The sequence below is a fragment of the Streptomyces sp. NPDC002640 genome (genome assembly GCF_053592575.1).
In genome coordinates this window covers 82,181-105,532 of the sequence record NZ_JBSFVZ010000020.1, presented here as the reverse complement: position 1 = coordinate 105,532, position 23,352 = coordinate 82,181, and the positions used below count along the sequence as shown (strand labels likewise).

The following is a 23,352-nucleotide window of genomic DNA, read 5'->3' as shown; positions in this document are numbered from 1 at the left end:
CCCCAGTAGGGTTGGGGGCATGGCCGACCCCTCCAGCTACCGCCCCCGTCCGGGGGAGATTCCGGACACCCCCGGGGTGTACCGCTTCCGCGACGAGCACCGCCGGGTGATCTACGTCGGCAAGGCGAAGAGCCTGCGCCAGCGGCTGGCCAGCTACTTCCAGGACCTCGCCAACCTGCACCCCCGGACCCGGAGCATGGTCACCACGGCCGCGTCCGTGGAGTGGACCGTGGTCTCCACCGAGGTGGAGGCCCTGCAGCTCGAGTACACCTGGATCAAGGAGTTCGACCCGCGTTTCAACGTCAAGTACCGCGACGACAAGAGCTACCCCTACCTCGCGGTGACGATGAACGAGGAGTTCCCGCGCGTCCAGGTGATGCGCGGGCAGAAGAAGAAGGGCGTGCGCTACTTCGGGCCGTACGGCCACGCCTGGGCGATCCGCGACACCGTCGACCTGATGCTGCGCGTCTTCCCGGTGCGCACCTGCTCGGCCGGCGTCTTCAAGAACGCCGCCCGCACCGGACGGCCCTGCCTGCTCGGCTACATCGACAAGTGCTCCGCGCCGTGCGTCGGCCGGATCACGCCGGAGGACCACCGGGACCTCGCCGAGGAGTTCTGCGAGTTCGTGGGCGGCCGCACCGGCACCTACCTGCGCCGCCTCGAGCAGCAGATGGCGGCCGCCGCCGAGGACATGGAGTACGAGCGCGCCGCCCGGCTGCGCGACGACATCGGCGCGCTCCGCAAGGCCATGGAGAAGAACGCGGTGGTGCTCGCCGACGCCACCGACGCCGACCTGGTGGCCGTCGCGGAGGACGAGCTGGAGGCGGCCGTCCAGATCTTCCATGTGCGCGGCGGCCGGATCCGCGGCCAGCGCGGCTGGGTCACCGACAAGGTCGAGGCCGTCACCACCGGGGACCTGGTCGAGCACGCGCTGCAGCAGCTCTACGGCGAGGAGGCCGGCGACGCCGTCCCCCGCGAGGTGCTGGTCACCGCGCTGCCCGAGCCGCTGGAGCCGGTGCAGGACTGGCTCACCGGCCGGCGCGGCGCGAACGTCTCGCTGCGGGTGCCGCAGCGGGGCGACAAGAAGGCGCTGATGGAGACGGTGACGCGGAACGCCGGGCAGGCGCTCGCGCTGCACAAGACCAAGCGGGCCTCCGACCTGACCACCCGCTCCCGCGCGCTGGAGGAGATCGCCGAGGCCCTCGGCCTGGACAGCGCTCCGCTGCGGATCGAGTGCTACGACATCTCCCACCTCCAGGGTGAGGACGTGGTCGCGTCGATGGTCGTCTTCGAGGACGGCCTCCAGCGCAAGAGCGAGTACCGGCGCTTCGAGATCAAGGGCTTCCAGGGGCAGGACGACGTCCGCTCCATGCACGAGGTGATCTTCCGGCGGTTCCGGCGCTACCTGGTCGAGAAGGAGCGGACCGGCGAGTGGGCCGACGGCGCCGTCGGCGGCGAGGTGACGGCCTCCGCCATGGAGGAGGACGGGCGGCCGCGACGCTTCGCCTACCCGCCGCAGCTGGTGGTCGTCGACGGCGGGCGCCCGCAGGTCGCCGCGGCGCGGCGGGCGCTGGACGAGCTCGGCATCGACGACGTCGCCGTGTGCGGGCTGGCCAAGCGGCTGGAGGAGGTCTGGGTCCCCGACGAGGAGGACCCGCTGGTGCTCCCGCGCAGCAGCGAGGGGCTGTACCTGCTGCAGCGGGTGCGCGACGAGGCGCACCGGTTCGCGATCACCTACCAGCGGGGGAAGCGGGCCAAGCGGCTGCGGTCCGGGCCGCTGGACAGCGTCCCCGGCCTCGGGGAGACCCGCAAGCAGGCGCTGCTCAAGCACTTCGGGTCCGTGAAGCGGCTGCGGGCGGCCACGATCGAGCAGATCCAGGAGGTTCCGGGGATAGGCCGCAAGACGGCGGAGACGGTCGCCGCGGTGCTCGCCGCCGCCGAGCCGGGCGGTCCCGCCGTCAACATGGCGACCGGCGAGATCCTGGACGACACGGCCCCGGCCCCGGCCCCGGCACAACCGGCGGCACCATCCGCACCGGGCCCCGAGCCGGAACCCGCGCGAGGACCCGCGCCGGAACCCGCGCGAGGACCCGCACCGGAACCCGCGCGAGGACCCGCACCGGAACCCGCGCGAGGACCGGAGTCGGGGGCCGCGCAAGGACCCGCCCCGGCACGCGAGCCGGAACCCGAACCGGAACTCGCGCCCGAGCCCGCGCAAGGACCCGCCCCGGCACGCGAGCCGGAACCCGAACCGGAACTCGCGCCCGAGCCCGCGCAAGGGCCCGCACCGGCACGCGAGCCGGACCCCGGGCCGCGGAACGCGGCCCCGGCGTCCGGCGGGGCGGACACGCCCGCCGCGCGGGAGCCGGGCGCGGTGCCCGCCGCGGACCCGGCCGGCGGGGCGGCGCGGTATCACCCGGGCGGCCGGGGTGAAGGCTTGGCAGAGGACGCGGGCGGGAAGGCGCGCGGCGGGGACCCGGAAGGGGCCCCGGACAGCAAGGACGAGAGACGGGGGCAACACGCATGACGCAGCAACAGCCAGGGCAGACCGCCCGGACGGACGACGGAGCGGCCGAGGTGACGACGGCGGAGGACACGCCCCAGGTGGCGGCCGAGCCGGCCACCCCCGAACTGGTGATCATCTCCGGCATGTCCGGCGCGGGCCGGTCCACCGCCGCGAAGTGCCTGGAGGACCTCGGCTGGTTCGTCGTCGACAACCTGCCGCCCGCGCTGATCCCCACCATGGTGGAGCTCGGCGCCCGCAGCCAGGGCAACGTCGCGCGGATCGCCGTGGTCGTCGACGTCCGCGGACGCCGCTTCTTCGACAACCTCCGGGAGTCCCTCGCCGAGCTGGACGCCCGCCAGGTCAAGCGGCGCTTCGTCTTCCTCGAGTCCTCCGACGACGCCCTGGTGCGCCGCTTCGAGTCGGTGCGCCGCCCGCACCCGCTGCAGGGCGACGGCCGCATCGTCGACGGCATCGCCGCCGAGCGCGAACTCCTGCGCGAGCTGCGCGGCGACGCCGACCTGGTGATCGACACCTCCGGCCTCAACGTGCACCAGCTCCGCGCCAAGATGGACGCCCAGTTCGCCGGCGACGAGGAGCCCGAGCTGCGGGCCACCGTGATGTCGTTCGGCTTCAAGTACGGCCTGCCCGTCGACGCCGACCTCGTCGTGGACATGCGCTTCCTGCCCAACCCGCACTGGGTGCCGGAGCTGCGCCCGTACACCGGCCTCAACGAGGAGGTGTCCTCCTACGTCTTCTCGCAGCCAGGAGCCAAGGAGTTCCTCGACCGGTACACCGAGCTGCTGCACATGATCGCGGCCGGCTACCGCCGCGAGGGCAAGCGCTACGTCACCGTGGCCGTCGGTTGCACCGGCGGCAAGCACCGCTCCGTCGCCATGTCGGAGAAGCTCGCCAAGCGCCTGGCCGCCGACGGGGTCGAGACGGTGGTCGTCCACCGGGACATGGGACGCGAATGAGACACCACACCCCGCGCCTGCGGGGCCTGCGCCGCACGGCCGCACCCGCCTTCCGCCGGGAGGCCGGGAGCGCCGTGCGCGCACCCGCCGAGGTCAGGGGAGCCCGCCCCCGCCGACGCGGCGCCCAGCCCAAGGTGGTCGCCCTGGGCGGGGGCATGGGTCTGTCCGCCTCGCTGGCCGCGCTCCGCCGGATCACCGGCGACCTGACCGCCGTGGTCACCGTGGCCGACGACGGCGGCTCCAGCGGCCGGCTGCGCCAGGAACTGGGCGTGCTGCCGCCCGGCGACCTGCGCAAGGCGCTGGCCGCGCTGTGCGGGGACGACGACTGGGGCCAGACCTGGGCCAGGGTCATCCAGCACCGCTTCCAGACCGAGGGCGACCTGCACGGCCACGCCGTCGGGAACCTGCTGATCGTGGCCCTCTGGGAGCAGCTCGGCGACCACGTGCAGGCGCTCGACCTGGTGGGCCGGCTGCTCGGTGCGAACGGCCGGGTGCTGCCGATGTCGGCGGTGCCGCTGGAGCTCCAGGCCCTGGTGCGGGGCCACGACCCGGCGCGCCCGGACGACGTGGACACCGTCCGCGGGCAGGCCACGGTGGCGCTGACCCCCGGCGAGGTGCAGTCCGTCCACCTGGTGCCGCACGACCCGCCGGCCGTCCCGGAGGCCGTGGAGGCCGTGCTGGACGCCGACTGGGTGGTCCTCGGACCGGGCTCCTGGTTCTCGTCCGTGATCCCGCACCTGCTGGTGCCGGAACTGCTCGAGGCGCTGACGCAGACCCGCGCGCGCCGGGTGCTCTCGCTGAACCTCGCGCCCCAGCCGGGAGAAACCGAAGGCTTCTCCCCGCAGCGTCATGTGGAGGTTTTGGCACGACACGCCCCTAAACTCGCCCTGGACGTGGTGCTGGCCGACGAGGCCGCCGTGCCCGACAGCGCAGCGCTCGCCGCGGCCGCCAAGCGGGTCGGCGCGGCGGTCGAGCTGGCCCCCGTGGCCCGGACCGACGGAACCCCCCGGCACGATCCGGAGCTGTTGGCAGCCGCGTACGACCGTATTTTTCGGATGCATGGAAGGATCGGCCCATGGCGATGACGCCGGCTGTGAAGGACGAGATCTCACGGCTCCCCGTCACCAGGACCTGCTGCAGAAAGGCGGAGGTCTCCGCCCTGCTGCGGTTCGCCGGCGGCCTTCACCTGGTGAGCGGGCGCATCGTGATCGAGGCCGAGCTGGACACCGCCATGGCGGCCCGGCGCCTCAAGCGCGACATCCTGGAGATCTTCGGCCACAGCTCCGAACTGATCGTGATGGCTCCCGGCGGCCTGCGCCGCGGCTCGCGGTTCGTGGTGCGGGTGGTCGCGGGCGGTGACCAGCTCGCCCGGCAGACGGGACTGGTCGACGGCCGCGGCCGCCCGATCCGCGGACTGCCCCCGCAGGTCGTCTCCGGCGCCACCTGCGACGCCGAGGCGGCCTGGCGCGGCGCCTTCCTGGCGCACGGGTCGCTGACCGAGCCCGGCCGCTCCTCGTCGCTGGAGGTCACCTGCCCCGGTCCCGAGGCGGCCCTCGCCCTGGTGGGCGCGGCGCGGCGGCTGTCCATCGCGGCCAAGGCCCGCGAGGTGCGCGGCGTCGACCGGGTCGTCGTCCGTGACGGTGATGCCATCGGCGCGCTGTTGACGCGGCTCGGGGCGCACGAGTCGGTGCTCGCCTGGGAGGAGCGGCGGATGCGCCGCGAGGTCCGCGCCACCGCCAACCGGCTGGCCAACTTCGACGACGCCAACCTGCGCCGCTCGGCCCGCGCCGCGGTGGCCGCCGGGGCCCGGGTGCAGCGCGCCCTGGAGATCCTCGGCGACGAGGTGCCCGAGCACCTCGCGGCGGCCGGACGGCTGCGCATGGAGCACAAGCAGGCCTCCCTGGAGGAGCTCGGCGCGCTCGCCGACCCGCCGCTCACCAAGGACGCGGTGGCCGGCCGGATCCGCCGCCTGCTGGCCATGGCGGACAAGCGCGCCTCCGACCTCGGAATCCCTGGTACGGAGGCCGGTCTGTCCGAGGAACTGGCGGACAACCTCGCAGGCTGACGCGTGATCAAAGGCTGAACGGGGACGCGGAATCCGACCGCGTCCCCGTCGTCATGTGTGCGCCCGCCTGCACGGAAGAGCGTGTTCCGTCCGGCTACCGGTGGGTAAGGAGGTCGCTGCCGGGTATGGGCCATCTCAATGTCACTTCCGCGCCCTGCGAGCGGTAGGGTCGGAGGCGGTCGGGGACAACTCATACAGCTCGCCGGACGGTGGCTTTGCCGTACCGGCGCACCAACAAGGAGATGGGTTCGTGACGATCCGCGTAGGCATCAACGGCTTCGGCCGCATCGGTCGCAACTACTTCCGGGCTCTGCTCGACCAGGGTGCGGACGTCGAAGTCGTGGCTGTCAACGACCTTGGTGACACCGCGACCACCGCACACCTGCTCAAGTACGACACCGTCCTGGGCCGCCTGGCCGAGGAGGTCACCCACACCGACGACTCGATCACCGTCGGCGGGAAGACCGTCAAGGTCCTCTCCGAGCGGAACCCGGCCGACATCCCCTGGGGCGAGCTCGGCGTCGACATCGTCATCGAGTCGACCGGCATCTTCACCAAGCGCGAGGCCGCCGCCCAGCACCTCGAGGGCGGCGCGAAGAAGGTCCTGATCTCCGCCCCCGCCAAGGGCGAGGACCTCACCGTGGTGATGGGCGTCAACGAGAACCAGTACGACCCGGCGAATCACCACGTCATCTCCAACGCCTCCTGCACCACCAACTGCGTGGCGCCGATGGCGAAGGTGCTCGACGAGAACTTCGGCATCGTCAAGGGCCTGATGACGACGGTCCACGCCTACACCAACGACCAGCGCATCCTGGACTTCCCGCACTCGGACCTGCGCCGGGCGCGCGCCGCGGCCGTCAACATCATCCCGACGACCACCGGCGCCGCCAAGGCCACCGCCCTGGTCCTCCCGCAGCTGAAGGGCAAGCTGGACGGCATGGCCATGCGCGTCCCGGTCCCCACCGGCTCGGTGACCGACCTGGTCGTGGAGCTTTCCCGCGAGACCACCAAGGAAGAGGTCAACGCGGTCTTCCAGAAGGCCGCCGAGGGTCCCCTGAAGGGCATCCTGGTCTTCACCGAGGACCCGATCGTCTCCTCCGACATCGTCTCCCAGCCGGCCTCCTGCACCTTCGACTCCTCGCTGACCATGGTTCAGGAGGGCAAGTCCGTGAAGGTCATCGGCTGGTACGACAACGAGTGGGGCTACTCCCACCGCCTGGTCGACCTGACGGTCTTCGTGGGCAACCAGCTCTGAGTTCGAGCCGTAACGTATAGATCCACCGATGTGCGAGCAGGGCTTGGACGGCGCAGTGCGGCGCCGTCCGGGCCCTGCTGCACGTGCGATCCAGCTCAGTCACCGAGGAGTCCCTGTATGAAGACGATCGACGAACTGCTCGCCGAGGGAGTGAACGGCAGGCGCGTGTTCGTCCGTGCCGACCTCAACGTGCCGCTGGCGGAGGGCCGCATCACCGACGACGGCCGCATCCGGGCCGTGCTGCCGACCGTGAAGGCGCTCGCCGAGGCCGGCGCCAAGGTGGTCGTCGCCTCGCACCTGGGCCGTCCCAAGGGCGCCCCGGACCCCGCCTTCACGCTGCGGCCCGCCGCCGAGCGGCTGGGCGAGCTGCTGGGGGCCCCGGTGGCCTTCGCCGAGGACACCGTCGGCCCGTCGGCGCAGGCCGCCGTGGAGGGCCTGCGGGACGGCCAGGTCGCCGTGATCGAGAACCTGCGGTTCAACGCGGGCGAGACCTCGAAGGACGACGCCGAGCGCGGCGCCTTCGCCGACAGCCTGGCCGCCCTCGCGGACGTCTACGTCGGCGACGGCTTCGGCGCGGTCCACCGCAAGCACGCGTCGGTGTTCGACCTGCCGACCCGCCTGCCGCACTACGCCGGCTACCTGATCGCCGCCGAGGTCGAGGTCCTCAAGAAGCTCACCGACGAGGTGGCCCGCCCCTACGCGGTGGTCCTCGGCGGCGCCAAGGTCTCCGACAAGCTGGCCGTGATCGACCGGCTGCTGGACAAGGCCGACCGCATCCTGATCGGCGGCGGCATGGCCTTCACCTTCCTCAAGGCCAAGGGCTACGAGGTCGGCACCTCCCTCCTCCAGGAGGACCAGCTCGCCACGGTCACCGAGTACATGGAGCGGGCCGAGAAGAGCGGCGTCGAGATCGTGCTGCCGGTCGACGCGCTCGTCACCCCCCAGTTCCCGGACCTGAGGACGAAGGCGCCCGCGAACCCGGACACCGTCGCCGCCGACGCCATGCCGGCCGACCAGGCGGGCATGGACATCGGCCCGCGCAGCGGCGAGCTCTACGCCGAGAAGCTGGCCGACGCCGCCACCGTCTTCTGGAACGGCCCCATGGGTGTCTTCGAGCACCCCGACTTCGCCCAGGGCACCCGCGCCGTCGCCCAGGCGCTGACCGAGTCCAAGGGCTTCACCGTGGTGGGCGGCGGAGACTCCGCCGCGGCGGTCCGTACGCTTGGCTTCGACGAGAACGCTTTCGGCCACATCTCGACCGGTGGCGGCGCCTCCCTCGAATACCTCGAGGGCAAGACGCTCCCCGGCCTCGCCGCACTGGAGGACTGACCCGATGACCACCCGCACGCCGCTGATGGCCGGCAACTGGAAGATGAACCTCAACCACCTCGAGGCCATCGCCCACGTCCAGAAGCTCGCCTTCGCCCTGGCGGAGAAGGACTACGAGGCCGTCGAGGTCGCCGTGCTGCCGCCCTTCACCGACCTGCGCTCCGTGCAGACGCTGGTCGACGGCGACAAGCTGAAGGTCAAGTACGGCGCCCAGGACATCTCCGCGCACGACTCCGGCGCCTACACCGGCGAGATCTCCGGCGCCATGCTCGCCAAGCTGAAGTGCTCCTTCGTGGCCGTCGGCCACTCCGAGCGCCGCCAGTACCACAACGAGACCGACGAGATCGTCAACGCCAAGGTCAAGGCCGCCTTCAAGCACGAGCTGACGCCGATCCTGTGCGTCGGCGAGGAGCTCGAGGTCCGCCAGGCCGGCCGGCACGTCGAGCACACCCTCGCGCAGGTCGAAGGCGGCCTCAAGGACGTCCCGGCCGAGCAGGCCGAGACCGTCGTCGTCGCCTACGAGCCGGTCTGGGCCATCGGCACCGGCCAGGTCTGCGGCGCCGACGACGCCCAGGAGGTCTGCGGGGCGATCCGCGGCAAGCTGGCCGAGCTGTACTCGCAGGACGTCGCCGACAAGATCCGCATCCAGTACGGCGGCTCCGTGAAGTCGGGCAACGTCGCCGAGATCATGGCGAAGCAGGACATCGACGGCGCCCTGGTCGGCGGCGCCTCGCTGGACGTCGACGAGTTCGTGAAGATCGTCCGGTTCCGCGACCAGTGACCGGCCGTGCCCGGTGGGTGATGCCTGCCGGGAGCGAGTAGGCGGCGGAGGCGATCCGTCGTACCCTTGCGGGGTCCGGTGTCCTGACCAGCGTGTCGCCTGCGGCGCGCGGGTCGCCAGGGGCGCCGGTGCCCCGTCGTCCCATCCGAATCCGAGGAAGTTGGTCCAGCCGTGGTTATGGGGTTCCAGATCGCCCTGATCGTCTTCAGCCTGCTGCTGATGCTGCTGGTGCTGATGCACAAGGGCAAGGGCGGCGGCCTCTCCGACATGTTCGGTGGCGGTATGCAGTCCTCCGTCGGCGGCTCCTCGGTCGCCGAGCGCAACCTGGACCGCATCACCGTGGTGGTCGGTGTCCTGTGGTTCGCCTGCATCGTGGTGCTCGGCATCCTGACGAAGGTCGCCAACTGACCGGAAATCGACGCTGATCGACCGTCGACGGCCGAAAGACAGAGGCACGACGGCCACGATCCGGATCCACTCCGCGCGCAAGGCCCCATGACGGGTGCGCCTCCTGGGAGGCGGCCTATCATGGGGCCTGCGTCCGTTCGGGGGTCCGCAACTCCCGTCACTGGACGCGCGTTGGGCCTTACGTAGACTGACCGGGCCTACTGAGGGCGCTCGCGGCGAAGCGCTGCGCCGACCAGCTTCGCGGACCATCACGCAGGGAGTTACGACCGTGGCAAGTGGCAACGCGATCCGAGGAAGTCGGGTCGGGGCGGGGCCGATGGGCGAGGCCGAGCGCGGTGAGTCCGCGCCCCGGCTGCGCATCTCCTTCTGGTGCTCCAACGGGCACGAGACCCAGCCGAGTTTCGCGAGTGACGCGCAGGTCCCCGACACCTGGGACTGTCCGCGCTGCGGCTTCCCGGCCGGGCAGGACCGGGACAACCCGCCGGACCCGCCGCGCACCGAGCCCTACAAGACCCATCTCGCCTATGTGCGCGAGCGGCGCAGCGACGCCGACGGCGAGGCGATCCTCGCCGAGGCACTGGCCAAGCTGCGCGGCGAGATCTGAGACGGCGTCAACGGCCGGACCCCGAACGGGCGTCCGGCCGTTCGGCGTGCCCGGGCCCGCACCGGCGGCGGTGCGCGACGGACGGCCGGGACGCGATTTCGGCCTGTGGACGATCGCGCCGTTCCGGGACTGATCAACTAGGTTGGCAGGGGCCGCACCACGGGTACGCGGCCCGCAGACCCGGCAGGACGAAAGAGGGCAGATCCGATGAACGCAGAGAGCCGTCCGAGGCTCAACCGGCTGCCGGAGTGGAACGCTCTGGCCAAGCACCGCGAGGCGCTCGGCGAGGTGCGGCTGCGCGAACTGTTCGACGCGGAGCCGACCCGCGGCACCGCCCTCACCCTGCGCGTGGGCGACCTCCACATCGACTACTCCAAGCACCTGGTCACCGACGAGACCCTGCGGCTGCTGCGGGACCTGGCGGCGGCCCGTGACGTCTTCGGCCTGCGCGACGCCATGTTCCGCGGCGAGAAGATCAACATCACCGAGGACCGGGCCGTCCTGCACACCGCGCTGCGCGCCCCGCGCGACGCCTCGATCGAGGTCGACGGCGCCGACGTGGTGCCAGCGGTGTACACGGTCCTGGAGAAGATGGCCGGCTTCGCCGAGCGGGTCCGCTCCGGCGGCTGGACCGGGCACACCGGCCGGCGCATCCGGAACATCGTCAACATCGGCATCGGCGGCTCCGACCTCGGCCCCGCCATGGCCTACGAGGTGCTGCGCTCCTACACCGACCGCTCGCTGACCTTCCGGTTCGTCTCCAACGTCGACGGCGCCGACCTCCACGAGGCGCTGCAGGGGCTGGACGCGGAGGAGACGCTGTTCATCGTCGCCTCCAAGACCTTCACCACGATCGAGACGGTCACCAACGCGACGTCGGCGCGCACCTGGCTGCTCGGGCAGCTCGGCGCCGGCCAGGAAGCGGTGGCCAAGCACTTCGTGGCGCTGTCCACCAACGCCGGCAAGGTCGCCGAGTTCGGCATCGACACCGAGAACATGTTCGCGTTCTGGGACTGGGTCGGCGGCCGCTACTCCTACGACTCGGCGATCGGCCTGTCGCTGATGATCGCGATCGGCCCGGACCGCTTCCGCGAGATGCTGGACGGCTTCCGGCTGGTCGACGAGCACTTCCGCACCGCCCCGCCGGAGGCCAACGCCCCGCTCCTGCTGGGCCTGCTGGGCATCTGGTACAACAACTTCCACGACGCCCAGTCGCACGCGGTCCTGCCGTACAGCCACTACCTCTCCAAGTTCACGGCGTACCTGCAGCAGCTCGACATGGAGTCCAACGGCAAGTACGTGGCCCGGGACGGGCGGCCGGTGGAGTGGCAGACCGGGCCGGTGGTCTGGGGCACGCCCGGCACCAACGGGCAGCACGCGTACTACCAGCTGATCCACCAGGGCACCAAGCTGATCCCCGCCGACTTCATCGGCTTCGCCCGGCCGGTCGAGGGGCTCAGCCGGGAACTCGAGGCGCAGCACGACCTGCTGATGGCCAACTTCTTCGCGCAGACGCAGGCGCTGGCCTTCGGCAAGACGCCGGAGGAGGTCCGCGCGGAAGGCGTCGCCGAGGACCTGGTGCCGCACCGCACGTTCCTGGGGAACCACCCGACCACCACGATCCTCGCGGAGTCGCTGACGCCGTCCGTGCTGGGGCAGCTGGTGGCGCTCTACGAGCACAAGGTGTTCGTGCAGGGCGCGGTGTGGGACATCGACTCCTTCGACCAGTGGGGCGTCGAGCTGGGCAAGGTCCTCGCCAAGCGCGTGGAGCCGGCGCTCACGGAGGGGGCGGACGTGCCGGGGCTGGACGGGTCCACCAAGGCGCTGGTCGCGAAGTACCGCGAGCTGCGGGGGCGGTGACCCCGTTCCCGCACCGCGGGCGGGCCGTGCCCACCGCGGGGCGGGAACGGCGAAGCCCCCGGTACCGGGAACGGCACCGGGGGCTCCGGCCGGGGCTACAGCTTGGACGCCGCCGCCGCGTCGAGGAGCCAGAGCGTGGCCTCACGCCCGTGGACCCCCGCGGCGGGTGCCCGGGCGGGCTCGGGAGCCCCGCGCAGCACCGTGGCGACCGCGTCGGCCTTGTCCTCGCCCGCCGCGAGCAGCCACACCTGACGCGCCGCCCGGATCGCCGGCAGCGTCAGCGACACCCGCACCGGCGGCGGCTTCGGCGCCTCGCGCACCGCGACCACCGTGTGCTCCGTCTCCCGCACCCCCGGAAGCCCGGGGAAGAGGGAGGCGACGTGCGTGTCCGGCCCGACGCCCAGCATCAGCACGTCGAACTCCGGCACCGCCGCGCCGTCCCCGGCGGCCAGCGCCAGCTCCCGTGCGTAGGCGACCGCGGCCGCCTCGACGTCGTCGCCGTGCGGCCCGTCGGAGGCCGGCATCGCGTGCACCCGGGCGGGGTCCACCGGCACGGCGTCCAGCAGGGCCTCGCGGGCCTGCGTGACGTTGCGGTCCGGATGCCCGGACGGCAGGTACCGCTCGTCGCCCCACCACAGGTCCAGGCGGGCCCAGTCGACGGCGTCCCGCGCCGGCGACCCGGCCAGCGCGGCCAGCAGCCCGTTGCCGTTGCGGCCGCCGGTGAGGACCACGGAGGCGTGCCCCCGCTCGGCCTGCGCGTCGACCACCGCGGTGATCAGCCGCGCGGCCGTGGCCCGGGCCATGAGGTCCTTGTCGCGGTGGACCAGCAGCCGCGCCTCGCCCCCGCTCACTTGGCCGCCGCCCGCTTCACGGCGGGACCCCGCTTCGCGGCCCGCTTGGCGGGCCCCTTCGCGACGTCCTCCTCCGGCACCGCCTCGGCGACGGGCTCCGACGCCTGCGCCGGGCCCTCCTCCGGGACCGCGGAGGCACCCTCGGCCCCGGACGACGCGTCCGCGGCGTCGGAGGCGTCGGAGGATCCGTCCGTGAAGGTCTCGGCGGCGTCCGCCTCCGCGTAGAGCCGGTCCACCCCGTACTGGAGGGTGGACGCGTACGTCTCGTCCGGGTCCAGCCGGCGCAGTTCCTCGGCGATCAGCTCCGAGGTCTCGCGCCGCTTGAGGGCGACCTGGCGGTCCGGCTGGTCCTCGATGGCGAGGGTGGCCAGGGTGCCGTCGGCCCGGTCGAGGGTGATCCGGCCGCACGTGGTGTCCATCCGCACCCCGGTCAGACCGGGCCCCGCGGACGACGTGCGGCGCACCGGCACGTCGAGCCGGTCGGCGAGCCACATGGCCAGCAGCTCGCAGCTCGGGTTGAACTCCTCGCCCTCGACCTCGACGGCCTTGACCTCGCAGACCACCTGGTCGAGCGCGGCGGCCAGCATCGACCGCCACGGGGTGATCCGGGTCCACGACAGGTCGGTGTCGCCGGGCGTGTAGGCGTCGGCCAGCGCGCGCAGCTCGCCGACCGGGTCCTCGGCCGCGTAGGTGTCCGTCACCCGGCGCTGGGCGAGCGCGCCCAGCGGGTCCTTCGCCGGGTCCAGCGGCGCGTTGACCGGCCACCAGACCACCACCGGGGCGTCCGGCAGCAGCAGCGGCAGGACCACCGACTGGGCGTGGTTGACCACCTCGCCGTAGAGCCGCAGCACCACCGTCTCGCCGGCCCCGGCGTCCGCGCCCACCCGCACCTCGGCGTCGAGGCGGGACTGGGTGCGGTCGCGGGGGGAGCGGGCGTGGCGCTTGATGACCACCAGCAGCCGCGAGGGGTGCTCGTGCGACGCCTCCGCCGCCGCCTTCATGGCGTCGTAGGCGTTCTCCTCGTCGGTGACGACGACCAGGGTGAGCACCATGCCGACGGCGGGGGCGCCGAGTGCGCGGCGCCCCTGGACCAGTGCCTTGTTGATCTTGCTGGCCGTGGTGTCGGTGAGGTCGATCTTCATGGCCGGCGCCAGCTCCGTCCGTCTCGTGCGAGCATCTCGTCCGCTTCTGCGGGTCCCCAGGTTCCGGCCGGATATTGGGCGGGCGCGCCGTGGGCGTCCCAGAACTGCTCGATCGGGTCGAGGATCTTCCAGGAGAGCTCCACCTCCTCCGTGCGCGGGAAGAGGTTGGCGTCGCCGAGCAGCACGTCGAGGATCAGCCGCTCGTAGGCCTCCGGGCTGGACTCGGTGAACGACTCGCCGTAGGCGAAGTCCATCGAGACGTCCCGGATCTCCATGGAGGTGCCCGGCACCTTCGAGCCGAACCGGACCGTCATGCCCTCGTCCGGCTGGACGCGGATCACCATGGCGTTCTGCCCCAGCTCCTCGGTGGCCGTGTGGCCGAAGGGGGAGTGCGGGGCGCGCTGGAAGACCACCGCGATCTCGGTGACCCGGCGGCCCAGCCGCTTGCCGGTGCGCAGGTAGAAGGGGACGCCCGCCCAGCGGCGGTTGTCTATCTCCAGCTTGATCGCGGCGTAGGTGTCGGTCCGGGAGGACGGGTCGATGCCCTCCTCCTCCAGGTAGCCGACGGCCTTGGCACCGCCCTGCCAGCCCGCCGTGTACTGGGCGCGCACCGTGGAGGCCCCCAGGTCGGAGGGGAGCCGTACCGCGCCGAGCACCTTGGTCTTCTCCGCGGCGAGCGCGTCCGCGTCGAAGGAGGCGGGCTCCTCCATCGCCGTGAGGGCGAGGAGCTGCAGCAGGTGGTTCTGGATGACGTCCCGGGCCGCGCCGATGCCGTCGTAGTAGCCGGCCCGGCCGCCGATGCCGATGTCCTCGGCCATGGTGATCTGGACGTGGTCGACGTACGACCGGTTCCAGAGCGGCTCGAACATCTGGTTGGCGAAGCGGAGCGCCAGGATGTTCTGGACGGTCTCCTTGCCGAGGTAGTGGTCGATGCGGAAGACCTGCTCCGGCTGGAACACCTCGTGGACCAGGGAGTTCAGCTCCTCGGCCGACTTCAGGTCGTGGCCGAACGGCTTCTCGATCACCGCGCGTCGCCAGCAGCCGTCGCGCTGGTCGGCCAGCCCGTGCTTCTTGAGCTGCTGGATGACCACCGGGAACGAGCCGGGCGGGACGGAGAGGTAGAAGGCGAAGTTGCCGCCCGTGCCCTGGGCGCGGTTCAGTTCCTCGATGGTGTCGCGCAGCGACTCGAAGGACGCGTCGTCGTCGAAGGAGCCCTGGACGAAGCGCATGCCCTGGGCGAGCTGCTGCCAGACCTCCTCACGGAACGGCGTGCGCGCGTGTTCCTTGACCGCGTCGTGGACCACCTGGGCGAAGTCCTCGTCCGCCCACTCACGGCGGGCGAAGCCCACCAGGGAGAAACCCGGCGGGAGCAGACCGCGGTTCGCGAGGTCGTACACCGCCGGCATCAGCTTCTTGCGGGACAGGTCGCCCGTGACGCCGAAGATCACAAGGCCCGACGGCCCCGCGATGCGCGGGAGCCGTCGGTCCAGGGCGTCACGGAGCGGGTTGGCTCCGGTGACAGGGGAGGGTGACAAGGCCTAGCCCTCCGACGGGGCGAGCCGCTCGAGCTCGGCCTTGGTCGAGTTCAGCAGGTCGTTCCAGGCGGCCTCGAACTTGTCGACGCCCTCCTTCTCCAGCAGCTCCACCACCTCGTCGTACGAGATGCCCAGACGCTCCACGGCGTCCAGGTCGGCGCGGGCCTGCTCGTACGTGCCGGTGACCGTGTCGCCGGTGATCTGCCCGTGGTCGCCCACGGCCTCCAACGTGCCGCCCGGCATGGTGTTCACCGTGTTCGGCGCGACCAGGTCGTCGACGTACAGGGTGTCCTTGTACGCCTTGTCCTTGACGCCGGTGGAGGCCCACAGCGGGCGCTGGCGGTTGGCGCCGGCGCGCTCCAGGGCGTTCCAGCGCTCCGAGGAGAAGACCCCCTCGTACGCCTGGTAGGCCAGGCGGGCGTTGGCGAGGGCGGCCTTGCCGCGCACCGCCTTGGCCTCGTCGGTGCCCAGGGCGTCGATCCGCTTGTCGATCTCGGTGTCCACGCGGGAGACGAAGAAGGAGGCGACGGAGTGGATCTTCGACAGGTCCAGGCCGCGCTCCTTGGCCTTTTCCAGGCCGGCCAGGTAGGCGTCCATCACCTGGCGGTAGCGCTCCAGGGAGAAGATCAGCGTGACGTTGACGCTGATGCCCAGGCCGATGACCTCGGTGATCGCGGGCAGGCCGGCCATGGTCGCCGGGATCTTGATCAGGGTGTTCGGGCGGTCGACCAGCCAGGCGAGCTGCTTGGCCTCGGCGACCGTGGCCCGCTCGTCGTGGGCCAGACGGGGGTCGACCTCGATGGAGACCCGGCCGTCGCGGCCGTCGGTGGCGTCGAAGACCGGGCGCAGCACGTCGGCGGCGTCGCGGACGTCCGCCGTCGTGATCATCCGGATCGCCTCCTCGACCGTCACCTTGCGGGCGGCGAGGTCGGTGAGCTGGGTGTCGTAGCCGTGTCCCTCGGAGATCGCCTTCTGGAAGATCGAGGGGTTGGTGGTGACGCCCACCACGTGCTGGTCGTCGATCAGCTCCTGGAGGGCGCCGGAGGAGATCAGCGTGCGGGACAGGTCGTCCAGCCAGATCGCCACACCCTCGTCGGAGAGGCGCTTGAGTGCGTCTGTCATGTGTCTTGCATCTCCTACTGGTCGTGTAGCAGCGTCAGCGCTGCGTGGAGGCGAGGGATTCCCGGGCCTGGGCGGCCACGTTCTCCGCCGTGAAGCCGTATTCGCGGAACAGCACCTTCGCGTCGGCCGACGCGCCGAAGTGCTCCAGCGAGACGATGCGGCCGGCGTCACCCACGAAGCGGTGCCAGGTCAGTCCGACGCCGGCCTCCACGGCGACGCGCGCCTTCACCGACGGCGGGAGGACGCTGTCGCGGTAGGCCTGGTCCTGCTCGTCGAACCACTCCACCGACGGCATGGACACCACGCGGGTGGGGACGCCCTCGGACTGCAGGGCCTCGCGCGCCTCGACGGCGAGGTGCACCTCGGAGCCGGTCGCGATCAGGATCACCTGCGGCTCGCCACCGTCCGCGTCGCGCAGGACGTAGCCGCCGCGCGCGGCGTCCTCGTTCGCCTCGTAGACCGGCACGCCCTGGCGGGTGAGCGCCAGACCGTGCGGGGCGCCCTTGCCGAACTCCTTGGTCCAGCGGCGCATGATCTCGCGCCAGGCGATCGCCGTCTCGTTGGCGTCGGCCGGGCGCACGATGTTCAGGCCCGGGATGGCGCGCAGCGAGGCCAGGTGCTCCACCGGCTGGTGGGTCGGGCCGTCCTCGCCGAGACCGATCGAGTCGTGCGTCCACACGAAGGTCACCGGCAGGTGCATCAGGGCCGACAGGCGGACGGCGTTGCGCATGTAGTCGGAGAACACCAGGAAGGTGCCGCCGTAGACGCGCGTGTTGCCGTGCAGGGCGATGCCGTTCATCTCGGCGCCCATGGAGTGCTCGCGGATGCCGAAGTGGATGGTCCGGCCGTACGGGTCGGCCTCCGGCAGCGGGTTGCCCTCGGGGAGGAACGAGCTGGTCTTGTCGATGGTGGTGTTGTTGGAGCCCGCCAGGTCGGCGGAGCCGCCCCACAGCTCGGGGACGACCGAGCCGAGCGCCTGCAGCACCTTGCCGGACGCGGCACGGGTGGCGATCGAGGTGCCCGTCTCGAAGACCGGGAGCTTCTCCTCCCAGCCGGCCGGCAGCTCGCCCGCGGCGATCCGGTCGAACTCGGCGGCCCGCTCCGGGTTGGCCTCACGCCACGCCTGGAACTGCTTCTCCCACTCCGCGCGGGCGTCGCGGCCGCGGTCCAGGGCCTTGCGGGTGTGGCCGATGACCTCGTCGGAGACCTCGAAGGTCTGCTCCGGGTCGAAGCCCAGCACGCGCTTGGTGGCGGCCACCTCGTCGTCGCCGAGCGCCGAGCCGTGCGCGGCCTCGGTGTTCTGCGCGTTCGGGGCGGGCCAGGCGATGATGGAGCGCATCGCGATGAACGACGGCCGGTCGGTGACCGCCTTCGCGGCCTGGACGGCCTCGTAGATCGCCGCCGGGTCGAGGTCGCCGTCCGCCTTCGGCTCCACGCGCTGGACGTGCCAGCCGTACGCCTCGTAGCGCTTGCAGACGTCCTCGGAGACCGCGGTCTCGGTGTCGCCCTCGATCGAGATGTGGTTGTCGTCCCACAGCAGGACCAGGTTGCCCAGCTTCTGGTGGCCCGCCATGGAGGACGCCTCGGCGGCGATGCCCTCCTGGAGGCAGCCGTCACCGGCGACGCAGAACACGAAGTGGTCGAAGGGCGACTCGCCCGGCGCCGCCTCGGGATCGAACAGGCCGCGCTCGTAGCGGGAGGCCATCGCCATGCCGACGGCGTTGGCGACGCCCTGGCCCAGCGGGCCGGTGGTGGTCTCCACCCCCGTGGTGTGGCCGTACTCCGGGTGGCCCGGGGTCTTGGAGCCCCAGGTGCGGAAGGCCTTCAGGTCGTCCAGCTCCAGGCCGAAGCCGGCCAGGTAGAGCTGGGTGTAGAGGGTCAGGGACGAGTGCCCCGCCGACAGGACGAAGCGGTCACGCCCCACCCAGTCGGCGTCGGACGGGTCGTGGCGCATCACCTTCTGGAACAGCGTGTACGCCGCGGGCGCGAGGCTCATGGCCGTACCGGGATGGCCGTTGCCGACCTTCTGTACGGCGTCAGCGGCCAGGATGCGGGCGGTGTCCACCGCGCGCTGGTCCAGCTCTGTCCACTCGAGGGCTGTGGTGGTCGGCTTGTTGCTCACCCTGGGTCAGGGCTCCTCTCCACATGTCAGAAGCCGGTGAGGTGTGCGCTCACCGGTGCCACCGGCGGGTTCCGCGCCGCCGGCGGGTCGAGCCTATCCCGTGCAAACACGGCGTTCCCCCCTGTGACCAGAGTGTGGCCACAGCCCACTTCGTCTGCGTTCGCACCCGCTCACATGGGCGTTCCGCATGAGGCCGCGTCCCCTCGGACGGGCGCGCCGCGAGACGTCCGTGGACCGCGCCGCTCCGCGCGGCGTCCTCCGGCGACGGGTTCCCCGGAGGGTGCGGCCAACACGAGAGCACCCCCGCGAATCGCGGGGTCTGGGCAACGTCTAGAGTGGCGTGGTACGCGCGAGCCTTCGCCGGACCTTTCCGACAGGTCCGATTCGGCGGGGGCTCGCTGGGATGTCTCTGTCAGGGGTGTGCGTGACGGCCGTTGAATCCCGTCCAGCGGCGGTATTCGGGACGAGCAGCCCGAGGCCGCACCGCCGGCCGTTCCGGGCCCGGGCCATGGCGTTCGTGGCGCTGACCAAGCCGCGGATCATCGAACTGCTGCTCATCACCACCGTGCCGGTGATGTTCCTGGCCGAACAGGGCGTTCCCGATCTCTCGCTCGTCCTGCTGACCTGCTTCGGCGGATACCTCTCCGCCGGCGGGGCCAACGCGCTGAACATGTGGTACGACCGCGACATCGACGCGCTGATGGACCGCACGTCGCAGCGGCCGCTGGTCACCGGCATGGTGTCGCCGCGCGAGTGCCTCGCCTTCGGCATCGCCCTCGCCGTCGGGTCCACCCTGCTCTTCGGGCTCACGGTGAACTGGCTGTCCGCCTGGCTCGCGCTGGGCGCGCTCCTCTTCTACGTGGTCGTCTACACGATGATCCTCAAGCGCCGCACGGCGCAGAACATCGTCTGGGGCGGCATCGCCGGCTGCATGCCGGTCCTGATCGGCTGGTCCGCGGTGACCAACTCGCTCTCCTGGGCGCCGGTCGTCCTCTTCCTCGTCATCTTCTTCTGGACGCCCCCGCACTACTGGCCGCTGTCGATGAAGGTCAAGGAGGACTACGCCCGCGCGGGCGTGCCGATGCTGCCGGTGCTGGCGAGCAACAAGGTCGTCGCCCGGCAGATCGTGATCTACAGCTGGGTGATGGTCGCGGTCTCGCTGCTGCTGACGCCGCTCGGCTACACCGGCTGGTTCTACACCGCGGTCGCCCTGGCGGCGGGCGGCTGGTGGCTGTGGGAGGCGCACGCGCTCCAGAGCCGGGCGAAGTCGGAGGTCACGGGGGCGAAGCTCAAGGAGATGCGGCTGTTCCACTGGTCGATCACCTACGTCTCCGTCCTCTTCGTCGCCGTCGCCGTGGACCCCTTCCTGCGCTGAGCCGAGGCGCGGTTCTCCTTCGACGCGAGGGGCGGGTGGCCAACGCCACCCGCCCCTCGCGTCGCCGCGTCCGCTACCCGTCGGTAGCATCCTGACCATGGCAGACACGCAGCAGGTTGACGAGGCGAGCGCGCCGATGGACGCGCGGGATGAGCGGCGTGCCGCGAAGCTCGCCCAGCAGATCGGTTCCTTCGCCGCGGCGCACGGCGGTGCGGAGAGTCAGGTGGCCCACCTCGGCCGCAAGGGCGCGCGCATCGTCCTGGTGGGCGAGGACGGCAACTGGGGCGACCTGGTCGCGCCCACGTACGAGGTGGCCGTGGCGGCCGTCGCGAAGGCGGGGGTCACCGTGCACGAGGAGTTCGACGGGGAGTTCGCCGCGAAGGTGAAGACGGGGCCGTACGAATGGTCCCGCATGGCCGGCATCCAGCTCGGCGGCCCCAAGAACCCCTGACCCCCCGCCACCCCCGCACCTCCGGAGCCGCCTCCCGCCCCCTCCCGGGCCGAGGCGGCTCCGCCGCATCCGCGGGGCGGCTCCGCCACATCCGCAGGGGAACGCGGCAACGGGGCCGCCCCCGGCGCAGGGGCTGCGGCCGGGGGCGGGGGAGAGGAGGGGAAAGGGGGAGAGGGTCAGGCGGGGACGGTCTCCGGGGTGGTGGGGACCGGAGGGGCGGTGTCGAGGGGGCGTTCGCGGGTGGCCAGGAGGACCCGGAGGGTGTAGATCCACACCATCGCGGAGCCGAACATGTGGAGCCCCACCAGCACCTCGGGAAGGTCCGTGAAGTACTGGACGTACCCGACCAGCCCCTGCGCCAGCAGGACCACGAACAGGTCCCGCGTCCGCGCCAGCGCCGCCGGGGGCGAGTCGAAGACCTTCAGCCCGACCCACAGGGCGACGGTCAGCAGCACCGTCAGCCACGCCAGCACCGCGTGCGCCCGCGTGACCGCCTCCCAGTCCACCGGCATCCGCGGCACGTCGCTGGAGTCGCCCGCGTGCGGCCCCGCCCCCGTGACCACCGTGCCGACGGCGATCAGCAGCGCGGTCACCACGACCAGCGCCAGGGTCAGCCGCCGCAGCGACGGCGCCACCAGCGGCCGCGGGGCGGTGTCGCCCTCGCCGGCCCGGTGCCACATCACCGTGGCGGCCGCGATGAGCGCGGAGGAGAGCAGGAAGTGCGCGGCCACCGTGTACGGGTTGAGGCCGACCAGCACCACGACGCCGCCGAGCACCGCGTTGCCCATCACGATCCAGAACTGCAGCCAGCCCAGCCGGGTGAGCGCACGCCGGTACGGCTTGGTGGAACGGGCCGCGACGATCGCCCAGCCCACCGCCGCGCACAGCACGTACGTCAGCAGCCGGTTGCCGAACTCGATGACGCCGTGCCAGCCCATCTCGCGCGTCGTGGCGATCGAGTCCGCCGTGCACTTGGGCCACGTGGGGCAGCCCAGGCCGGAGCCGGTCAGGCGGACGGCGCCGCCGGTGACCACGATGACCACCGACATGACGAGCGCGGTGAGCGCCGCGCGGCGGACCGTCCGGGGGTCCGGGGTCCAGCGGGCGGCGATGAAGGCAAGGGGGTTGCGGACCGCTGCGGCGGCCCCGCGAGGCATCTCGTTCGGCACGGGAACCATCGTAGGGCCGGGCTTGTGCACGGTTTCACGAGGGGGTGCCGTGCGCCCTGTGACGTTACTCCCAGCGGAAGAAACGCCCGGCCGCGGCGAGCCCCGCGGCCGCCCAGGCGGCCAGGACGCCGAGGTTTGCCCACGGCACGCCGGCGCCGTCCTGGAGGACGTCCCGCAGCCCGCCGGAGAGCGCCGAGATGGGCAGCAGCCCCAGTACCGCCTGCGCGGCCTCGGGGAACTTCTCCAGCGGCACCACCACGCCGCCGCCGACCAGCAGCAGCAGGAAGACCAGGTTCGCCGCGGCCAGCGTGGCCTCGGCCTTCAGCGTGCCCGCCATCAGCAGGCCCAGCCCGGAGAAGGCGGCCGTGCCGAGGACCAGCAGGAGCAGCACGGTCAGCGGGTTGCCCCGGGGCGACCAGCCCAGCGCGAACGCGATCACGGTGAGCAGCACGATCTGCAGGACCTCGGTCACCAGCACCGACAGGGTCTTGGCGGTCATCAGCCCCCAGCGGGGCAGCGGCGAGGCGGCCAGCCGCTTGAGGACGCCGTAGCGGCGCTCGAAGCCGGTGGCGATGGCCTGCCCGGTGAACGCCGTCGACATCACCGCGAGCGCCAGCACGCCCGGCGCGAGGAAGTCGACGGCCCGGCCCTCCCCGGTGTCCACGACGTCGACGGAGCTGAACAGCACCAGCAGCAGCGTCGGGATGACCACGGTGAGCAGCAGCTGCTCGCCGTTGCGCAGCAGCATCCGGGTCTCCAGGGCGGCCTGCGCGGCGATCATCCGCCCCAGCGGGGCGGCGCCGGGCGCGGGGGAGTAGGTCCCGGTGGCGGTCATGAGCGCAGCTCCTTGCCGGTGAGTTCCAGGAAGACGTCCTCGAGCGTGTGCCGCTCGACGGCGATGCGCTCCGGCATCACGCCGTGCTGCGCGCACCAGGAGGTGACCGTGGCCAGCAGCTGCGGGCCGACGTCGCCGGTGACCCGGTAGGAGCCGGGCACGACCTCCGCCGCGGTGGCGTCGGAGGGCAGCGCCTTGAGGAGCGAGCCCACGTCCAGGCCGGGGCGGCCGGAGAAGCGCAGGGTGTTCTCGGCGCCGCCGCGGCACAGCTGCTCGGGGGATCCCTGGGCGATCACCGTGCCGGCGTCGACGATGGCGACGTCGTCGGCGAGCTGCTCGGCCTCGTCCATGTGGTGGGTGGTGAGGATGACCGACACGCCGTCGTCGCGCAGGTCGCGGACCAGTTCCCAGGTGGCGCGGCGGGCCTGCGGGTCGAGGCCGGCCGTCGGCTCGTCCAGGAAGACCAGCTCGGGGCGGCCGACGACCGCCATGGCCAGGGCGAGCCGCTGCTGCTGGCCGCCGGAGAGGCGGCGGTAGGAGGTGCGGCCGCAGGAGCCGAGGCCGAGCCGCTCGATCAGCGCGTCGACGTCCAGAGGGTGGGCGTGGAGCTTCGCCACGTGGCGGAGCATCTCCTCGGCGCGGGCGCCGGAGTAGACGCCGCCGGACTGGAGCATCACGCCGATCCGCGGGCGCAGCGCGGCGGCGTCGCGGACCGGGTCGAGGCCCAGGACGCGGACCGTGCCGGCGTCGGGGCGGCGGTAGCCCTCGCAGGTCTCGACGGTGGTGGTCTTGCCGGCGCCGTTGGGTCCCAGGACGGCGGTGATGCCCGCCCGGGCCACCAGATCGAGGCCGTTCACCGCGGTCTTCGCCCCGTACCGCTTCACCAGGCCCTGGACGTGGACGACCGGGACCGCGGGTTTGCTGTGCATGGGACCCGAGTCTAGGTTCGCGCGGCGCCCGCCCCG

The 23,352-nt window shown here is 72.2% G+C and carries 20 protein-coding genes; 12 read left to right on the top strand and 8 right to left on the bottom strand.

Going from position 1 to position 23,352, the window contains the following annotated elements; genetic code table 11:
- Positions 1-19 precede the first annotated feature (19 nt).
- The 10 genes from uvrC (at position 20) to pgi (ending at position 11,785) form a co-directional block, all read left to right on the top strand.
- Positions 20-2,527: an excinuclease ABC subunit UvrC gene (uvrC, locus tag ACWD3O_RS24655; protein WP_451417375.1), complete on the top strand. Its 2,508-nt coding sequence runs from the start codon at positions 20-22 to the stop codon at positions 2,525-2,527.
- A complete protein-coding gene (rapZ, locus tag ACWD3O_RS24650) occupies positions 2,524-3,480 on the top strand; it encodes an RNase adapter RapZ (protein WP_451412463.1) in 957 nt (318 codons plus the stop codon). Before uvrC ends, rapZ begins: the two co-directional genes overlap by 4 nt.
- Entirely contained in the window at positions 3,477-4,565 is a 1,089-nt protein-coding gene (locus ACWD3O_RS24645) for a gluconeogenesis factor YvcK family protein (RefSeq protein WP_451412462.1), read from the top strand. The genes rapZ and ACWD3O_RS24645 overlap by 4 nt, the downstream gene beginning before the upstream one ends.
- A complete protein-coding gene (gene whiA / locus ACWD3O_RS24640; protein ID WP_451412461.1) occupies positions 4,556-5,545 on the top strand; it encodes a DNA-binding protein WhiA in 990 nt (329 codons plus the stop codon). Before ACWD3O_RS24645 ends, whiA begins: the two co-directional genes overlap by 10 nt.
- Before the next feature lie 250 nt (positions 5,546-5,795).
- Complete coding sequence (gene gap / locus ACWD3O_RS24635) at positions 5,796-6,803, top strand: type I glyceraldehyde-3-phosphate dehydrogenase (protein ID WP_451412460.1); 1,008 nt, start codon at positions 5,796-5,798, stop codon at positions 6,801-6,803.
- 117 nt (positions 6,804-6,920) lie between these two features.
- On the top strand, positions 6,921-8,132 hold the full coding sequence (locus ACWD3O_RS24630; protein ID WP_451417374.1) for a phosphoglycerate kinase: 1,212 nt from the start codon (positions 6,921-6,923) through the stop codon (positions 8,130-8,132).
- 4 nt (positions 8,133-8,136) lie between these two features.
- Positions 8,137-8,913 carry a triose-phosphate isomerase gene (gene tpiA / locus ACWD3O_RS24625; protein WP_356131037.1) on the top strand — a complete coding sequence of 259 codons (777 nt, stop codon included), beginning with the start codon at positions 8,137-8,139 and terminating at the stop codon, positions 8,911-8,913.
- 177 nt (positions 8,914-9,090) lie between these two features.
- Entirely contained in the window at positions 9,091-9,321 is a 231-nt protein-coding gene (gene secG, locus ACWD3O_RS24620) for a preprotein translocase subunit SecG (protein ID WP_451412496.1), read from the top strand.
- A 268-nt stretch (positions 9,322-9,589) separates the two neighbouring features.
- A complete protein-coding gene (locus ACWD3O_RS24615) occupies positions 9,590-9,925 on the top strand; it encodes an RNA polymerase-binding protein RbpA (protein WP_003957010.1) in 336 nt (111 codons plus the stop codon).
- Between the two features lie 207 nt (positions 9,926-10,132).
- Positions 10,133-11,785 (top strand): glucose-6-phosphate isomerase, encoded by a 1,653-nt coding sequence (gene pgi, locus ACWD3O_RS24610; RefSeq protein ID WP_451417373.1) that lies wholly within the window; start codon positions 10,133-10,135, stop codon positions 11,783-11,785.
- Between the two features lie 95 nt (positions 11,786-11,880).
- On the opposite strand, the gene pgl is transcribed toward pgi, so the two are convergent.
- Genes pgl through tkt form a run of 5 tightly spaced genes read right to left on the bottom strand, consistent with a single transcriptional unit; the run spans position 11,881 to position 18,557 of the window.
- Positions 11,881-12,636 (bottom strand): 6-phosphogluconolactonase, encoded by a 756-nt coding sequence (pgl, locus tag ACWD3O_RS24605; protein ID WP_451412457.1) that lies wholly within the window; start codon positions 12,634-12,636, stop codon positions 11,881-11,883.
- Positions 12,633-13,778 carry a glucose-6-phosphate dehydrogenase assembly protein OpcA gene (gene opcA / locus ACWD3O_RS24600; protein ID WP_451417372.1) on the bottom strand — a complete coding sequence of 382 codons (1,146 nt, stop codon included), beginning with the start codon at positions 13,776-13,778 and terminating at the stop codon, positions 12,633-12,635. Before opcA ends, pgl begins: the two co-directional genes overlap by 4 nt.
- On the bottom strand, positions 13,775-15,313 hold the full coding sequence (zwf, locus tag ACWD3O_RS24595) for a glucose-6-phosphate dehydrogenase (protein ID WP_451412455.1): 1,539 nt from the start codon (positions 15,311-15,313) through the stop codon (positions 13,775-13,777). The genes opcA and zwf overlap by 4 nt, the downstream gene beginning before the upstream one ends.
- Positions 15,314-15,316: 3 nt before the next feature.
- Entirely contained in the window at positions 15,317-16,435 is a 1,119-nt protein-coding gene (gene tal, locus ACWD3O_RS24590; RefSeq protein WP_451417371.1) for a transaldolase, read from the bottom strand.
- 34 nt (positions 16,436-16,469) lie between these two features.
- A complete protein-coding gene (gene tkt, locus ACWD3O_RS24585; RefSeq protein ID WP_451417370.1) occupies positions 16,470-18,557 on the bottom strand; it encodes a transketolase in 2,088 nt (695 codons plus the stop codon).
- A gap of 418 nt (positions 18,558-18,975) precedes the next feature.
- On the opposite strand from tkt, the gene ACWD3O_RS24580 reads away from it, so the two are divergent.
- Positions 18,976-19,932 carry a heme o synthase gene (locus ACWD3O_RS24580; RefSeq protein ID WP_451412495.1) on the top strand — a complete coding sequence of 319 codons (957 nt, stop codon included), beginning with the start codon at positions 18,976-18,978 and terminating at the stop codon, positions 19,930-19,932.
- A 97-nt stretch (positions 19,933-20,029) separates the two neighbouring features.
- Positions 20,030-20,383: a hypothetical protein gene (locus ACWD3O_RS24575; protein ID WP_451412452.1), complete on the top strand. Its 354-nt coding sequence runs from the start codon at positions 20,030-20,032 to the stop codon at positions 20,381-20,383.
- Between the two features lie 176 nt (positions 20,384-20,559).
- Here ACWD3O_RS24575 and ACWD3O_RS24570 read toward each other — a convergent pair whose 3' ends face one another.
- The 3 genes from ACWD3O_RS24570 to ACWD3O_RS24560 are packed head-to-tail and all read right to left on the bottom strand — an operon-like array spanning position 20,560 to position 23,316.
- A complete protein-coding gene (locus ACWD3O_RS24570) occupies positions 20,560-21,561 on the bottom strand; it encodes a COX15/CtaA family protein (RefSeq protein WP_451417369.1) in 1,002 nt (333 codons plus the stop codon).
- A gap of 55 nt (positions 21,562-21,616) precedes the next feature.
- Complete coding sequence (locus ACWD3O_RS24565) at positions 21,617-22,387, bottom strand: ABC transporter permease (protein ID WP_451412450.1); 771 nt, start codon at positions 22,385-22,387, stop codon at positions 21,617-21,619.
- Entirely contained in the window at positions 22,384-23,316 is a 933-nt protein-coding gene (locus ACWD3O_RS24560) for an ABC transporter ATP-binding protein (RefSeq protein ID WP_451417368.1), read from the bottom strand. The genes ACWD3O_RS24565 and ACWD3O_RS24560 overlap by 4 nt, the downstream gene beginning before the upstream one ends.
- Between the last annotated feature and the right edge of the window lie 36 nt (positions 23,317-23,352).

Excerpts from the sequence above, each read along its gene's own strand:
- uvrC (WP_451417375.1), top strand. The coding sequence starts at position 20 with ATGGCCGACCCCTCCAGCTACCGCCCCCGTCCGGGGGAGATTCCGGAC.
- rapZ (WP_451412463.1), top strand. The coding sequence starts at position 2,524 with ATGACGCAGCAACAGCCAGGGCAGACCGCCCGGACGGACGACGGAGCG.
- ACWD3O_RS24645 (WP_451412462.1), top strand. The coding sequence starts at position 3,477 with ATGAGACACCACACCCCGCGCCTGCGGGGCCTGCGCCGCACGGCCGCA.
- whiA (WP_451412461.1), top strand. The coding sequence starts at position 4,556 with ATGGCGATGACGCCGGCTGTGAAGGACGAGATCTCACGGCTCCCCGTC.
- ACWD3O_RS24630 (WP_451417374.1), top strand. The coding sequence starts at position 6,921 with ATGAAGACGATCGACGAACTGCTCGCCGAGGGAGTGAACGGCAGGCGC.
- tpiA (WP_356131037.1), top strand. The coding sequence starts at position 8,137 with ATGACCACCCGCACGCCGCTGATGGCCGGCAACTGGAAGATGAACCTC.
- secG (WP_451412496.1), top strand. The coding sequence starts at position 9,091 with ATGGGGTTCCAGATCGCCCTGATCGTCTTCAGCCTGCTGCTGATGCTG.
- pgi (WP_451417373.1), top strand. The coding sequence starts at position 10,133 with ATGAACGCAGAGAGCCGTCCGAGGCTCAACCGGCTGCCGGAGTGGAAC.
- opcA (WP_451417372.1), bottom strand. The coding sequence starts at position 13,778 with ATGAAGATCGACCTCACCGACACCACGGCCAGCAAGATCAACAAGGCA.
- tal (WP_451417371.1), bottom strand. The coding sequence starts at position 16,435 with ATGACAGACGCACTCAAGCGCCTCTCCGACGAGGGTGTGGCGATCTGG.
- ACWD3O_RS24575 (WP_451412452.1), top strand. The coding sequence starts at position 20,030 with ATGGCAGACACGCAGCAGGTTGACGAGGCGAGCGCGCCGATGGACGCG.
- ACWD3O_RS24570 (WP_451417369.1), bottom strand. The coding sequence starts at position 21,561 with ATGGTTCCCGTGCCGAACGAGATGCCTCGCGGGGCCGCCGCAGCGGTC.
- ACWD3O_RS24565 (WP_451412450.1), bottom strand. The coding sequence starts at position 22,387 with ATGACCGCCACCGGGACCTACTCCCCCGCGCCCGGCGCCGCCCCGCTG.
- ACWD3O_RS24560 (WP_451417368.1), bottom strand. The coding sequence starts at position 23,316 with ATGCACAGCAAACCCGCGGTCCCGGTCGTCCACGTCCAGGGCCTGGTG.